Here is a 16,483-nt window from a genome sequence, read left to right as displayed (position 1 = left end):
TACAAATAGTTTGAGAGATACTAAGCGTTGTTTTCATCTTGTGAATCCAAATACTCGTATTTCTTCTTTTTACTTTGCCAGCGGTCATAAGCGTACTGTCTTAAATCGACAATTTTATCTTTCTCATCTACAATCTCAAACCCCAACAAAGTTTCAATTATATCCTCTAAAGTAACTAAACCTTCTACTTCTCCATACTCGTTCAACGCAATTCCAATATGTTCTCTTTTTTCAATAAACTTACCCCATACTGAAATCACACTCATTTTCTCAGAAAAGTGAATTAGTTCCCGCTTCAAATCTTTAAGCTTAAGGTCAAACTTATCTTCCGCTAAATATTCAAATACTTGTTCGCGTAAGATATAACCGGTTACATTATCCTTATGCCCTTGATAAATTGGAATACGAGAGAAATACAAAAACTCTTTTTCTTTCAAAAACTCCCTCAAACTCATCTGTTCATTTGCAGATACCATCACTATTCGAGGCGTAATAATATCGGAGACCTGGACAGTATCAAGTTTAATAATATTCTGAATAATCTTACTCTCCTTGCCCTTCAAGATTCCCTCTTGTTCTCCTATCGAGGCAAGCATAGAAATTTCCTCTCGAGAAGTTGTTGATTCCTCCTTGTTCTTACTCAAGCTTCTCGTTACAACGGATGACAATATCACTAAAGGATAACACAAAACCACCATAGCCGAGATAGTCGTTGCTATAATTCCATAGAGCTTCTTTGCATAATTAGCCCCAATGGTTTTCGGTATAATCTCAGTTAAAACCAAAATAAGTAAAGTCAATACAGCTGAAACCACGCCAAAATAAGCATCTCCAAACACAATAGATGCCTGCGCTCCTACTCCAGCAGCACCAACTGTATGGGCAACTGTATTCAGAGATAAAATAGCAGACAAAGGCTTGTCAATATCTTCTTTTAATGCCAGCATTTTTCCTGCTCTACTATCACCGTTTTGGTGTTTAGATTTTAAAAATGAAACTGGTAGGGATAAGAGCACAGCTTCTGCTATAGAACAGATAAATGAAATAGATAGTGCTAATCCTAAATAGACTAATAATAATGTCATTATTGATATTTAAATTTTATACAAGAATAAAACTAAATATAATTATTTAAGCGTTTTTTATTACTCAAGCAACAAATTTAACTCCTAAAACGTCATATAATTATCTAAAGTGATCTTAAAAATACAAAATCACTTTAGATAAAACAAAGTAGATATATTGCTAACACCTCTAACTTATCTACTAACTAATATGAAGTCATCAATCTAATAAAAACCTTTTCAACTCTTTATAATCAGATATTTCAATAGCTTTTTTAACTCCTTTTTGAATTTCTTGTAACCTCTTTGGAATCTCAATATCTATGTTTAGTAACTGTTCTATACACTCTGGAAACTTGACGGGATGAGCTGTTTCTAAGAAGACACCAATAAATTCAGTTTTCTTTTCTTCATACTGCTTCAAGCCTAAATAACCAACTGCCCCATGTGGATCTACAAGGTAGTCTTTCGCATAATAAATGTCCTTTATGGCTTCCAAAGTCTGTTGATCAGTAAAACTATACGCATCTAAAATTGCGTGCAATGCTTTATTCTCGTTGCCAAACAACGCTAAGATTCGCACAAAATTACTGGGGTCACTTACATCCATTGCATTACTCAGCGTTACTTTAGTAGTTGTTGGCTGGTAAACAGCTGTATCCATATATCGAACGACTGTGTCATTGGCATTGGTAGCAGCAATAAAATGTGCTATGGGAAGTCCTAACGCTCTCGCCAACATACCGGCGCATATATTGCCGAAGTTTCCACTTGGAACCGAAACTACCAGTGGCTTGTCAATCTTTCCTAATTCCCTATACATCAAAAAGTAATAAAACATCTGCGGCAACCAACGAGCAACGTTAATAGAATTAGCCGAAGTTAAGTACGCTCCCTTTAAATCATCATCTAAGAAAGCGCGCTTCACCATTGCCTGACAATCGTCAAAACTGCCATTTACTTCGATAGCCTTGATATTCTTACCTAAAGTAGTTAACTGCTTCTCTTGGATACTACTTACTTTTCCCTTGGGGTACAAGATAACAACCTCCACACCTTCTACCCCGTAAAACCCGTGAGCTACAGCACCACCAGTATCACCTGAGGTAGCAACTAAGACAGTTACCTTCTTAGCATTGTCTCTTGCTAACTTTTGAAAACAACGAGCCATAAATCTCGCACCAACATCTTTAAAAGCTAAAGTTGGTCCATGAAACAATTCTAAGGCGTATTTATTCTTTTCTATTTGCACTAATGGAAAATCAAAGTCTAATGTCTCCTTGACAATTTGGCGTAAGTCTGCTTCGTTAATCTCATTTCCTACAAAAGGTTTAATTACCTGATAACCTATCTCCTCTTTGCTCAACGAACCTATGTTCTCAAAAAATGCTTTAGGCAACTGGGGAATCTCCGTAGGGAAGTATAATCCCTTATCAGGTGCTAAACCTTGTAATGCAGCTTCTTTAAATGAAACAACAATATCTCTATTATTTAAACTGTAGTATTTCATATCAACTCTTTTATACCTTTAGGATTAATTGGCGAAACGTGAATATCACATTGATAGTCGGCCTCTTTGACTATATTTCTCATTTCATTTGCAACACAATCTGCAATTTGTTTACCTCTACTCAATACAAAGACCGAAGGGCCTGCTCCTGAAATTCCTCCACCTAAAGCTCCGCATTTTACTGCTACTTGCTTTAATGCCGCAAAATTGGGAATTAACAATGAACGTTTAGGCTCTACAAATTCATCATGCAAACAGCGACCAAGCAAATCATAATCCTCCGTATACAAGGCACTGATTAGTCCTCCTAAATTCCCACATTGCGTGATTGCTTGCTTTAACCCTACTGTTTGCTTTAACACCGAACGAGAATCTATAGTCTTTAATTCAATCTGAGGATGAATGACCGTAGCGTATAACTCCTTAGGTGCTGGTATTGAGATTATATCTAAGGGAGCATAACTTCGTATAAAAGCAAAACCTCCAAGTAGTGCTGGAGCGACATTGTCTGCATGAGGTGCTCCACTTACAAGAGCTTCACCCTGCATTGCATAGTAGATTAATTCTTTATTTGTCAAGGGATAGCCACATAAAGCATTGATACCATAAACTGCGCCAGCGGCACTGGCTGCACTACTTCCTATTCCACTTCCTGCCTTTATCTTTTTGTGAATAATCATCTCGATTCCAAAGTTTGGATTGAGCTGTTCCATAAGCGCTTTTCCAGCAACACCTGCTACGTTTTGCTCAATTTCTAATGGTAAATCTGCTCCAGTAATCTCAACAATTCTAAGTCCCTTTTGCTCACTTTGACGAAATATCATTTCATCTCCCACATTGTCTAAGCAAACTCCCAAAACATCAAAACCACATGATACATTGGCTATCGTAGCTGGGCTATATATTTTTATTTCTTTCATTTTAATTCAATTTATTTGCAATTCGTATTACATCGGCAAAGATCCCCGAAGCGGTTACTTCTGCTCCTGCTCCTGCTCCTTTGATTAATAAAGGTTGTTCTTTATAGCGATCGGTATAAAACAAAACTATATTGTCTTTTCCTTCCAAGTGATAGAATGGATGAAGCTGATCTATTTCTCTAAGTCCAACTTCGGCCTTACCTCCTTTAAAACTCGCAACTACACGTAATTTAGCTCCCTTGTCATTGGCTGCTTTTAACAACTGATAAAAATGGTCCTCCTGAGATTCTAATGCAGTATAAAGCTCCCCTTCTTCACTTATTGCAGCACCACCATGAGGCAAAAATGACTGGACATCAATATCTACATCTTCAAAGAAATAACCACTTTCTCTAAGTAAGATCAATAGCTTTCGCTTGACATCTACACCACTTAAATCAATATAGGGATTGGGTTCTGTATATCCGAGCTCTTTGGCTTTCTTCACTACTTCGACAAAAGGTATACCTGCGTCATAGGCATTGAATATGAAATTCAAACTTCCACTCAACACTGCTTGAATTTCCAAAATTCGATCTCCTGAGGCTACCAAGTTCTTTATCGTATCGATAATTGGCAAGCCTGCTCCAACATTAGTTTCATACAAAAACGAAGCGCTGTACTTTTTAGACAATAACTTCAGTGACTTGTAGTATTCCATACTCGATGAACAAGCAACTTTATTACACGTTACAATACCAATGCTATTTCGCAAGTATGCGTGATAACTCATCGCTACAGTTTCATTAGCTGTGTTGTCAACCAATACACTATTTCGCAGATTCAATTCAGTTATCTTTCTCAGAAAATCTCCTTCTTGCATCACTTGACCTTTGGCCTTTAACTCGCTCACTTCAATATCGCTAAGCCCCTCGGGATTCACCATCATTTTCGTTGAGTTTGCCACAGCAATAAGGCGCAAATTAATCTTCAAATGCTCTCTTAAATACAATTTTTGTCGTTGTACTTGTTCGATGAACTTACCACCTACATTTCCAACGCCCATCACAAAGAGATTCACCTGTACAACTACTTCTTCAAAAAAAGCTTCGTGCAAGACATTCAATGCCTTCTTGGCATCTTTTTCCAAAATTACAGCAGATATATTTCGCTCAGAAGCACCTTGGGCAATTGCACAGATATTGATATTATTTCTACCGAGCGCACTAAACATCTTACCGCTTACTCCCTGATGACTCTTAATGTTATTTCCAACTATTGCGACAATAGACATTCCCAATTCAACAGAAACCGCTCTCACCTTGCCATAGGAAATTTCGAATTCAAATTCTTCATTGATCACTTGCTCTGCACGTACAGCATCCATACTTGTCACAGCAAAACAGATTGAATGTTCGGATGAAGCTTGTGTAATGAACACTACATTGATATCTTGTTTTGCCAATACTTCAAACAACCGTTTAGATATCCCAGCTACACCGACCATACCAGGGCCTTCCAAAGTCATTAATGCAATATTGTCTACATTGCTAATTCCCCTGACAATTCGATCATCATCTAAGCTACAATGAGTTACACGGCTACCAGGCGACTCAGGTTCGAATGTATTCTTGATATACAAGTCGATCTTCTTAGGTAGAATCGGTTCTATAGCAGAAGGATACAAGACTTTTGCACCAAAATGCGAAAGCTCCATTGCCTCTTGAAAGCTAATTTGCTCAATCACTCGCGCTTGTTTTACGACTTTGGGATTTGCAGTATAAATACCACTGACATCTGTCCAAATCTCTAATTCTGACAAGTGAAGTGCGGCAGCAACGATTGCAGCTGTATAATCAGAGCCACCGCGTCCAAGTGTTGTTATTTGCTTGTCTTTGGATTCAGCGACAAAACCAGGCATGACGTAGATATCGAATTGATTCTCTCGAAAGTAATCTTGTATTAATCGATCACTCATTTCAAAGTCAACAACTGCCCTACCATATCGATTGTTTGTTTTAATTAGGTTACCACTATCTATTCGCACACAGTTTTTTCCCCTTGCCTTGAAGGTTTCAGAAACAATAAACGACGACAATCGCTCTCCAAAAGAGAAAATTACATCTTTTGTTTTACTTGATAATTCTCCTAAGTAAAAACACCCTTGCAGTAGTGTCTCAAGCTCATTTAATTGGCAAATTACATTGCTCAACACACTTGCTTGATTAGAAACAGGTATTAAAGCTCGAACCGCATCCAAATGCCTATCTTCTATTGTTTTGTAATTTTGCATATAGGATGAATCTTTATGGGATGCTAAAACTGCAGTAGTTTGTAGTAAATCCGTCATCCCTCCTAATGCTGATACAACAACAATAGTTGAGTCGTTTTTGCCTTCAACGATGGCTATACAACGTTTAATGTTCTCGGCATTGGCTACAGATGTGCCACCGAACTTTAATATTTTCATAATAAAAAAATTGATTAACAATACGATGATTCACTTATCTCAGAGGATAAGCAAACAGTTTACACTAAAAATGTAAAAAGTGAATTTCCCTATTAAAGGGTGGTGGTACTATAGGTGGAGGACATAGTCATAATAGAACCCGTACCACAGGAAGATGTGGTGGTTGAAAAGAAATTATATGTTCTATTATTGTCTCTCATAGATATTTCAAAATTAACAAAAAATTAATAAACACAAGTCTTTTTTTACTTTATTTCAATTTTCAACGTTTGAATAGAGAGGAAAAAACGATGTTCAACAGCGATACAGTCTGCGTTTAACGACAACAAAAAAAGTTTAAGATAACTGTGTTTTTAACGTCAATAATCAGTTTAAACAGCTAAAAAGCAGCTCTATTACACTTAATACCTCCTATTAAAAGTGCGTAATGAGGACCTCGTATAAAACAAAAAGACCTATGCAGATACCATTTCTAATAGTCAAACCAGAATTAAAACAATAGCCAAATTACTAAGCATAACTGTAAAACGTCATTAATTATGAGTTGACAAATACTTACCAGAATTGTCTATGTAAAAATATACACACAAAAGCAGGATTATAAACAATAACTGTACAGCTATAGTAGGACGAGATCTATAGCAATAAGCACTACTCAAAATGGAAATCCTAAGGATAATGCAGTAGCAGAACGAGTAAATGGAATAATTAAAGGTGAGTTTGATTTAAACTATTCAAGCTTAGGTTATAAGAAAACCAAAGAAAAAATAAGAAGAAGTATAAAGTTGTATAATGAAATCAGACCTCACGATAGTTGTGATAGACTAACTCCTGAACAAGCACATCTTAAGAGTGGGATATTAACTAAGAGATGGAAGAATTACTACACCAACAAAAAAGAACAACAAGTACCTGTATAGGTATAATAGGATTATAAAACCAAATGTACAGTTAAAAGCAGGATTATAAACAATAACTGTACAGCTATATTAGGACGAGACAGACAATATTCGGAGTGGTCGCATAGTGATGCCATAGTGATCGCATAGTGGTCCCATAATTACAACTAAAAAACATGCGACCACTATACCAACAAAATAGGAGCATCATTCGATCACATGGGCACAATTATTGATATAAACTAATCAAAACCAATCATTTAAAACTATTAACAATGGCTATTCTAACCGCAAAAAATCAATTAAAAGGCTTGGTAGGTCCAGGATACTACCGAGAATTTAGAGGTCAACTCATCTTTCAGACCAAACCGGATCGGTCTAAACAAGACAAGACAAAGAATAAAAATGCCCCAGTACTGCGAAAACTATCAAGTGCTATACGCTATATTCGTTGTCATATTGAATCACATTTAAACAATCTGCATGATAGTTATATGCATTCTCGTTTATTGGGACAACTAATTCGCATTGTACACAAGGATACAACTAAGCCATTAGAGCAAAGAACATTGCACAATGTCAACTTTGGCGATTTAAGTGGATTTGAATTTAACAACAACACCCTGTTCAAAGACACCTTTTTGAATCCAATTTCAGTAACTACTACCGAAAACAGACTCACAGCATATATTCCAGCCTTTGTTCCCAAAGAACAGGTTGTCTTTCCAAAAGGATGTACACAAGCATTGATACGCCTTTATGTTATAGCTATACAAGCTGGTGATCGACTGACAAAAGACGCTGATGAAATAAGACAAGTATCTATTGAGTTCAATAGAGAACAACCCATTGTGCAAGAAACAACTTGGACTTGTCCTTCTATGGTGGAGGAAGAAAAATTTGAAGTAATGGTCGCAGATATACAATTCTTTTATCCAATTAATAACACCTTGCATCGAACATCCTTATACAATACGAAAGCTTTCAATCCAAGCATGATTATCTACGCGAAGTAAAACGATAACCTAATATTAAAATATGCAAAAGAGCTCTTTGCAAATCAGAAAAGAGCTCTTTCTATTTTATAGGCTAAACAAATAGAGTAGCCACTGCCACTAAATTTGCTAAACGACAATAACAAAATCAGTATTGAAAGTGATTTACCTGAAATACTCAAGCCAATAAACTAAAAAATCACTTCATTTACTGCTAAAGTGAAACGGTGTAAACACCCGTACTTAATCACCTTATTTCAGAGTATCTATCACACTTAAATGCTTAGTTAAGTCTTCGTAAATCTCATCTAAGAAGTTTTGATCTAATTGTGTTGTATTAAAAATATCGCCTACTAAATCGGCTGTAGATTTATACTTATTGCCAATATTGGCTGCAATCGCAATATTATTGCCATTGATACTGCAATACAAACTTCCCTTATTGTGAAGATTTAATTGTCTTAATTTTTGCATGAAAGAAGGCGTTAATATACTACGCGCAGCAAGCTGATTGTCACAATATACTGTAAAGGCCTTTTGAAACTCAGCATCTTTCAAGATGACAACTTCTCCAGCAGTATTGAGATAGTTGCCAATACAATTTTCTACAAAGCGATTCAAGATACTCTTGTTGGGAACAATCAACATATTAGCACTAAACTTCTTGGGAAACTTCGCTACGAAGAATGTTCCTTGAAATACTTCTTCCTCAGGATCCTTGCTTCTTGACAACGTAGGACGATAACTTAGCGATAAGACGCAGGACTGAAAAGGTACCCCGTTGTAATGACCGACAAATTGATCTCCACCGTGAATGCTGTACGATTTGGGTTGAAATATACCAGCATGTAATACTTCTGGCAAACCAATATATCCCTTTTCAAAATAAGAATAACTTGGATGAATATAGTGTGCTAATCGAGTTAGCATTATCTCTTTGAAAGCCGTATAATCTAAAGGGGGAGTCGCTTTTGCTGTGGTATTTTGTCCTGTCTTCTTTTTCGCAAACAAAAAGCGAATGACTACAATTAAAATAAGTAATACTCCAAAGATAAACACCGTATTATAGGTATCCTTAAAACTGCGGTCTGCCAATTGATACACAGCAACATAAGCCAATGCTGAAACAATCAGTACTCCTAAAACCAATAAAATCTTGCGTTTACTGGCCTTTCGTTGCTGTTCCATCGCCTTGATTTCCAAACCAAAATTTTGAGAAAAATAAGCTCTAAACTCAGTAATTGGCTTTAACACTACATCGCTTGTAAACTCCTCGTTCATTTGCTCTGCTGCTACTTGAGTATCCGAAGGATCACCATACATTGTATCCATCAGTTTGTCATAATCCTCCTGTTGACCAAATTCAAAAAAACGCTTGACATCAGTAATCACATTTATTTGAATAGGCAATGTATATACTCCTCCATTTAGTTCTAAACTGAGATAGATAATAGGATCAAACTTAAGTGTTACAACAAATAAAAACAGATTGGTCAGACTTTTTCTTTCTTCACTTAATACAACAGCTTTTTCCCCTTTTTCCAATAGTTTAAAAACCTTGTCAACAGTATGTTCTCTCCTTAAAGATGCCCTAACACTAAAGTAAACAACAACTAGTAAAGACACAATGACAATCCATGGTATATAGCGTTCTATTCCCTCTTTATCCCCTTTCTTTACTGCTGAACTAACAAAATAATCGACTATAAAATCACGGGTAAAGAATAACAAAATTGCAATTCCTATACATATGATACTTCCAATTATAATTGTATTTCGAAGAACAATGCGTTTTTCGCGTCTTGCTTCACTTACAAAAAAATGTTTAACTTGCTCAATATTCATTATCTTCTATTTTAGTCTTTACTTAACCCTATTGAAAAACAACTATAAATTTAATACAATAACCTAAGTAATCTTAAATAAAATATACAATAAATAAAATACTCACATACAACAACCCAACAAGAAACCTTATACTAACTCGTATACTTTCAATTAAAAAAAAGAGCTGCTTCTCTATGAAATCAACTCTTTGTAGCAAGTGCATGTACAGTTAAATCTAATCGCTCATTAAATTAAGACTAATAAAAATCGTAATACATAGTCCAATCCCTGGACTTGGTAACTTAGCCTGGACATTAAGTTAAGCATAAAAACTTATCTTTGAATTATGAAAAGAATTAGAAAGGCCTACGATGCTGCATTTAAGCAGCAAGCCGTTGAACTGGCTAAGGAAAGAACAAACAAATCAGAATTGGCTCGTGAGCTTGGAATCAGACCTACATTATTGTATAAATGGTGTAAAGAAGCTCAAGAGTTAGGCGATGCTAGTTTTCCAGGCAATGGGAAACAAAAACTTACTCCAGAACAAGCAAGAATTAAAGAGTTAGAGAAGAAGTTAGCAGCTGTCGAATTAGAGCATGAAATATTAAAAAAAGCAATCGGCATTTTCTCAAAGACCGGCAAATGATTTACATGTTCATATTTGATCATGAACATGAATTTCCGATTGGGATTATGTGTAAGGTTTTAGAGGTAAGTAGAAGTGGTTATTATCATTGGAAACGGTCTCCTGTTAATAAAAGACAACAAGCCAAAGCAAATCTAAAACGTGTTATTACAGAAGTTTATCTAGAATTTAAACAGCGTTATGGCAGTCCTCGTCTTACAATAGAACTCAATGCACGAGGATATAAGATATCAAAACCTACCGTTGCTAAGTATATGAAAGAGTTAGGATTACGTAGTAAAGTAGCTCGACGATATAGAATAACCACAGACTCTGAACACAATTATTTAGTGGTTGATAATATTTTAGATAGACAATTTAAACAAACTGAACCAGGGAAAGCCTGGGTGTCTGACATTACTTATATCGCTGTTAAAGAAGGGTTTATTTACCTAACTACAATAATAGATTTATATGATAGAAAGGTTATTGGATGGAGTTTGAGTAAAGATATGTCAACAGAAAACACCACCTTAGCAGCCTTTAAAATGGCTAAAAAGAACAGAGCTTTTGAAGAAGGACTAATTTTCCATTCTGACCAAGGAGTACAATATGCAAACTACAAATTTGCCAACTACCTGAAGTCATTTAAGGTTGTTAGAAGTATGAGTAGAAAAGCAAATTGTTGGGATAATGCCGTAGCGGAAAGCTTCTTTAAATCCTTAAAAGTGGAGATGGTTTATGGAAATTTACAACTAAGTACAAAGAAAATGGAGTCTAAAGTCTTTGAATATATCGAAATGTGGTATAATAAAAGACGCAGACACTCCTACTTAAACTACCAGACAATCAACGAATTTAATCAAATAATAAATAGTAATAAAGCTGCTTAACTAATTGTCCAGATTTCGTTTGGATATCCACCCCTGTTTCCTTATTTTTAGCAAACATTAAACTACCGCCATCTACTACATTAAAATTAGCTTTCTCATCAGAAGAAATCTGAAAAACAAATTCATAACCTTCTCCAAAGCCTTGTGTATGAATATCCTCACACTGATCATCAAAAAAATATTCATACTCTCCTCCTATACCTATTCCGGGTTGACAATAAGAAGGATAACCGCCAAACTTAGTCTGATAATGATGATTCGATATATCGTAATAACTATTAATAATACCTTCTCGTTCCAATTCTAACACTTGAGCTTCTTGCTCAAATGTAAGACCTCCTCCATCCCATAATGCACAGTCGTTGTCTTCAAACACAGCTTTTAAAGGGAAAGGTTTGATATAAGATTGTTCATTTGTCAAAGTTTTAATTTCGGTCATACTCAAATCTTCGTACTCGCGAATTAGCCAATTCTTGCCCATAGGCTCCAAAGGTTCCAATGTATTCATGGATACAAAGACAGTCAAAACCTTTGTAGATCTCACTGCTTCTGGAACATACGGCAAAGCTGGTAAATAAAACTGAGCTAAAGCCATCATGGGTTTACCAACTGCGTCTAAAGGAATTCCTTGCTCCGATCCAAAAACAGTAACTTTTCCCAACCACGATTCTTCTATCGTATTCTCTGGTCTAAAGCCACCAGTGATAAATTTTGTAATGGGTTTTTGAATATCCCTTTGTAATTCTTCTACAGTTTTCATAGTGATGTGTTTTTTATACTATACGGTTTAGTATTCTTACCAAAGTTAATAATATCAGCCAAACTTCTTGGAGACATTTTAACAATAAAAAATGGGATTAGTTTCCTAATCCCATACTATATCATTTACAAATAAGTTTAATCCCATGTAAAAAGACTTGCGTCCAGGTATAAGTTAACCTTTTCTCGACTTGTTAAGAGCAGCGGTATAAATATCTTCATACAGTGGCAATACCTTGTCAATGCTGAATTTCTTGGCAACATTACGCGCATTCTCTTTAAACTGACATAAAGTATCTTGGTCTTTAAGTATTTTAAGGGCATTAGCTACCATGTCTTCAACATCACCAACATTACTTAAATAACCTGAAACGCCATGCTCGTTGACTTCTGGTAAACCACCAGTATTACTTGAAATAACAGGTACTCCCATAGCCATGGCCTCTAAGGCGGCTAAACCAAAGCTCTCTGTTTCCGAAGGCAATAGAAACAAATCTGAGTAAGATAAGATGTGCTCAATTTCATTGCTATTTCCAAAGAAAATAATCTTGTCATAAATACCCAATTCAAGTGCCTGGCGCTCTGCGCGTTCCTTTTCAGGACCATCTCCAACAAGCATCAATTTGGCAGGCATTTGCTTTTGAATACCATAGAAGGTAGAAACTACATCTTCTATGCGTTTTACCTTTCTAAAGTTGCTGATATGTGTAATGATAACCTCATTTTTATCAGCCATAGCGCTTCGCTTACACGGTGTATCATCGCAGTCAAACTCCTTAACTTCGATAAAGTTTGGAATAACGTGTATTTCTTTTTCTGTTTCAAACAAACAACGCGTAGATTGTTTAAGCGATTCGGAAACGGAAGTAACGTAGTCTGAACTATTGATACTGAAACTAACAGCCGTTTTATAATTAGGGTGATTCCCTACCAGGGTAATATCAGTTCCATGCAATGTAGTAATCATTGGCAGGTCTATTCCCTGCTCCTTTAGCATTTGCTTAGCCATATATCCCGCATAAGCGTGAGGAATAGCATAATGCACATGTAACACATCAATTTTAAACAACTTAACCATATCGACTAATTTGCTCGATAAAGCTAATTCATAAGGCTGATAGTGAAACAAAGGATATTCTGGAACGTTTACTTCGTGGTAAAATATATTGGGGTTTAAAAGTGCCAATCTAACAGGTTGACTATAAGTGATAAAATGCACTTCGTGGTTTCTCTTTGCTAGTTCCAACCCTAATTCTGTGGCTACAACACCACTTCCTCCAAAGGTTGGATAGCATACGATGGCTATTTTCATATTGTGTTTGTACTTATTTTGAATCCTTAAAGATAATTCTAATATTTAAAAGTTCGTTCGTTTTAACTTTCTACTTTTTACGTGTATACCTTTTTTAACAGTCAAACAGTGATTTAGGCAATTCAAAATACCATACATGAAGGGCTTAATTTAACATAAACAAACCTGGTCAAAATCAGAAAAAGACATCTTACCCCATATAGGCTTACTTCATTGTCTTTAAGTTAAATACTAAACCAAATAGAAAGAGGCTAAAAGCAGTCACTTTTAGCCTCTTTGCAGATTATTTCATTTGATATTTCAATTCATACAAACTATTCAACAATAGATTGATAGATTATCTCTTGTATTTTCTCCCTGATGTTCTCTTTAGACAGCTTGTTGACATTGCTATCTGGATAAGTTCTATTAGACAAGAAAACGTAAACCAGGTCTTTTTCTGGATCAGCCCAAGTCATCGTACCTGTAAATCCAGTATGGCCAAAACTCGTCATAGACACACAGCCACATGTAGGGCCAGGTTTACCTGCTTCTTGAGGCTTGTCAAAACCAATTCCTCTGCGATTTCCCTTTGAACAATATACACAATCATTAAACTCGTGAAAAGTCTCTTCTGAGAAAAAACGCTCTCCTCCATACTCTCCTTGGTTCAAATACATTTGCATCATCTTAGCTACATCCAATGCTGTACCAAACAATCCAGCATGCCCAGCTACTCCTCCTTGCATCGCAGCTCCCATGTCATGTACATAACCTTGTACTGTTGTATAGCGATAATAACTATCTTCTTCGGTTGGTGGTATTTCACTTAAATCAAATCTTCTCAGAGGAAGGTAAGTTAATCTATTCGCTCCCATCTTGGCATAGAACTCAGAAGTTACAACCTGGTCCAAAGGTTCCTCATATTTGCGCTCAATAAAACTTTTTAAAGCAATAAAGCCTAAATCACTGTATTTATAATTGGCTTTAGGACTTAACTTAGACTCGGCAATTTGTCTTAAAATCTCAGCATCGTAATTCTTTCTAATAAATAAATTTTCTGAGACTTGCACAGGGAATCCCGCCGTTACAAAGTAGTTGTAAATAGTCAAATCAGGTTTGCCATTTTCATCTAATGTACTTTTGTAGAAGGGAATCCACGCTGGAAGGCCAGACTGATGAGTCATCAGAGCTCTAAAGGTTATATTAGCCTTATCTGTCCCCTTAAAAGCAGGAACTAAATCACCTAACTTTGAGTCCATGTGCAATTTCCCATCATCATACATTTTAATAAGTACAGGCAAAGAACCCAATATCTTAGTCAGAGATGCCAAGTCGTACAAATCAGTGTCCTTAACAGCAATGTCTTTTTGATAAGTATGGTGGCCAAAAGACTTTTGATAAACCACATTTCCATGTCTTGTCACCACCACTTGAAGTCCTGGTGTCAATTCTTTATCTATAGCATAATTAGCAATACTGTCTATTTTAGCCAATGTAGTGGCATCCATTCCTTGATTAGCAGGAGTTGAAAAACCAAGGCGTTTAAGCGCTTTTGTTTTTATTCCTGTACCTACTTCATATTTTGAACTAATCGTTACTGGAAGCTCTCCTTTTGCTCCAATAGAGCCAAAGATTACTTCTGCTGCTGCCCTATTTGCAAATATGTTATTTTGATACCCTACAACGATACTATTGATATTCTCCGTATTTGTAATTCCACTAAGGGCATACGCCTTAGCAAAAGAAACCAATACCGTCTTTTTCTTAGAAGCAACAGTTTGAATTAACTGCTTTTCTTCTGCAGAAAAATCGTGGTTTCTCCAAGGATTATCTACCTTGTGATAACCGATAATTACAGTAGTATAAAAACTGAGGTCATGTAAATTTTCTTTGGTAATTTCTTTGACTTCCGCAAATTTATTTAAGTAATCAAGAAAATCACTCCCCTTGTCATCTCCAATTTTAAGGTAAGCAATCTTTTGTTTTTCTAATTCTCTTAATGGGAGTAAACGATGATCATTTTTGATAACCGTCATTGCCTCGTTATACAACTCGTAATTTAAATCGTCGTACTGACTTGCATTTAGATCCTCTACTAAATTATCCAATTCAATAGGAGTATAAGAAGTTTGATGTGATTTAAACTTATAACTCAATACTTTCTTTACAGAATAAGCCAAACGCTCCTCAGTGATCTCCCCTTTTTCATAAGCTTGTTTGATTAAATCAAGTGCAACAGGAACATTCTCTGAGAAAAGCAACAAATCATTACCTGCTTTGAAAGCGGCTAAATCAACTTCTCCTGGCTTTGCATAGTTCGACGCTGCCTTCATATTTAAAGCGTCTGTAAAGATTAACCCTTCAAAACCCATTTCCTCTCTTAACAACTTAGTTACCACATTATAAGACAGAGAACTTGGAATATTGTCGTCAGGTTCTAAAGCGGGAAGATTCAAATGAGCAACCATCACACTGCTAAGGTTGTGTTCTATCAGTTTGCGATAAGGATAAAGTTCAACTTTGTGTAAGCGGTTTTTATCAAAGTTAACGACAGGAAGCTTGTGGTGTGAATCCACAGAAGTATCACCATGTCCTGGAAAATGCTTAGCTGTAGCAAATACATCCTCACTTTGATACCCTTCTGTAAAAGCAATGGCACGATCAGTCACGATATCTCGTGTTTCACCAAAAGAGCGAACGCCAATGATAGGATTCTTTGAATTGGTATTAATGTCCACTGTAGGACCAAAATTAAACTGCATACCTAAGCGCTTTGCCTGTATCGCCATAGCCTTCCCCACTTTGTAAATAAGATCCATATCTTGGACAGCACCCAAAGTCATATTGTAGGGAAACTTATAAGTTGAGTCTAAACGCATACTTAATCCCCATTCCCCATCAATACCAACAAGCATAGGCAATTTGCTTAAACTCTGTAGACGATTATTCATCTTGGCTTGTCTTACAGGACCACCTTGAAAGAAAATCAAACCTCCAATATGTTGATTCTCTACCAGTGATTCAAGACTTTGTACATGAGATTCATTACGATTAGAGTAAGCGGCAACCATAAAGAGTTGTCCAATGCGCTCTTCCAAACTCAAAGTATTGTAAACGCTATCTACCCATTGTGTTTTTTGATAGGAATAATCCTTTGACTGCCCCCAGCCTAACGTCGAGAACAGCAGTGCTAACAGTGTTAATTTTTTCATTAGTCGTTTTATTTGCTCATAAAAAAAATCATCATC

The 16,483-nt window shown here is 36.1% G+C and carries 12 protein-coding genes; 4 read left to right on the top strand and 8 right to left on the bottom strand.

Features of this window, described 5'->3' with window-relative positions; genetic code table 11:
- Positions 1-20 precede the first annotated feature (20 nt).
- The 4 genes from NWE55_RS14190 to thrA form a co-directional block, all read right to left on the bottom strand.
- On the bottom strand, positions 21-1,085 hold the full coding sequence (locus NWE55_RS14190; protein WP_155091683.1) for a CNNM domain-containing protein: 1,065 nt from the start codon (positions 1,083-1,085) through the stop codon (positions 21-23).
- A gap of 199 nt (positions 1,086-1,284) precedes the next feature.
- Entirely contained in the window at positions 1,285-2,574 is a 1,290-nt protein-coding gene (gene thrC, locus NWE55_RS14185) for a threonine synthase (protein WP_258204289.1), read from the bottom strand.
- A complete protein-coding gene (locus NWE55_RS14180) occupies positions 2,571-3,494 on the bottom strand; it encodes a homoserine kinase (RefSeq protein WP_160339894.1) in 924 nt (307 codons plus the stop codon). Before NWE55_RS14180 ends, thrC begins: the two co-directional genes overlap by 4 nt.
- 1 nt (position 3,495) lies before the next feature.
- Positions 3,496-5,943: a bifunctional aspartate kinase/homoserine dehydrogenase I gene (gene thrA, locus NWE55_RS14175; RefSeq protein ID WP_258204288.1), complete on the bottom strand. Its 2,448-nt coding sequence runs from the start codon at positions 5,941-5,943 to the stop codon at positions 3,496-3,498.
- A 611-nt stretch (positions 5,944-6,554) separates the two neighbouring features.
- On the opposite strand from thrA, the gene NWE55_RS17070 reads away from it, so the two are divergent.
- A complete protein-coding gene (locus NWE55_RS17070) occupies positions 6,555-6,863 on the top strand; it encodes an integrase core domain-containing protein (RefSeq protein WP_373425587.1) in 309 nt (102 codons plus the stop codon).
- Positions 6,864-7,117: 254 nt separating this feature from the next.
- Positions 7,118-7,858, top strand: coding sequence for a hypothetical protein (locus NWE55_RS14170; protein WP_258204287.1), 741 nt, complete (start codon positions 7,118-7,120; stop codon positions 7,856-7,858).
- Positions 7,859-8,089: 231 nt separating this feature from the next.
- On the opposite strand, the gene NWE55_RS14165 is transcribed toward NWE55_RS14170, so the two are convergent.
- Positions 8,090-9,682, bottom strand: a complete 1,593-nt coding sequence (locus NWE55_RS14165) for a DUF3137 domain-containing protein (RefSeq protein WP_258204286.1) — start codon at positions 9,680-9,682, stop codon at positions 8,090-8,092.
- 328 nt (positions 9,683-10,010) lie between these two features.
- On the opposite strand from NWE55_RS14165, the gene NWE55_RS14160 reads away from it, so the two are divergent.
- Positions 10,011-10,310, top strand: coding sequence for a transposase (locus NWE55_RS14160; protein ID WP_240142878.1), 300 nt, complete (start codon positions 10,011-10,013; stop codon positions 10,308-10,310).
- 5 nt (positions 10,311-10,315) lie between these two features.
- Positions 10,316-11,182 carry an IS3 family transposase gene (locus NWE55_RS14155; protein WP_258204062.1) on the top strand — a complete coding sequence of 289 codons (867 nt, stop codon included), beginning with the start codon at positions 10,316-10,318 and terminating at the stop codon, positions 11,180-11,182.
- Here the strand turns inward: NWE55_RS14155 and NWE55_RS14150 are convergent.
- The 3 genes from NWE55_RS14150 to NWE55_RS14140 all read right to left on the bottom strand — a co-directional run bounded on the left by NWE55_RS14150 (position 11,148) and on the right by NWE55_RS14140 (position 16,447).
- The gene (locus NWE55_RS14150; RefSeq protein ID WP_258204285.1) at positions 11,148-11,942 is read right to left on the bottom strand and encodes a DUF1963 domain-containing protein; all 795 of its coding nucleotides are present in this window, start codon (positions 11,940-11,942) and stop codon (positions 11,148-11,150) included. The genes NWE55_RS14155 and NWE55_RS14150 overlap by 35 nt on opposite strands.
- Positions 11,943-12,116: 174 nt before the next feature.
- The gene (gene bshA, locus NWE55_RS14145) at positions 12,117-13,253 is read right to left on the bottom strand and encodes an N-acetyl-alpha-D-glucosaminyl L-malate synthase BshA (RefSeq protein ID WP_155091676.1); all 1,137 of its coding nucleotides are present in this window, start codon (positions 13,251-13,253) and stop codon (positions 12,117-12,119) included.
- A 314-nt stretch (positions 13,254-13,567) separates the two neighbouring features.
- Complete coding sequence (locus NWE55_RS14140) at positions 13,568-16,447, bottom strand: serine hydrolase domain-containing protein (RefSeq protein WP_258204284.1); 2,880 nt, start codon at positions 16,445-16,447, stop codon at positions 13,568-13,570.
- Positions 16,448-16,483: the final 36 nt, after the last annotated feature.

Origin of the sequence: Myroides albus (assembly GCF_024722315.1) — a bacterium.
Taxonomy (GTDB): domain Bacteria; phylum Bacteroidota; class Bacteroidia; order Flavobacteriales; family Flavobacteriaceae; genus Flavobacterium; species Flavobacterium album_A.
The sequence above is the reverse complement of the archived record's forward strand: the minus strand, read 5'-3'. Positions and strand labels throughout refer to the sequence as shown.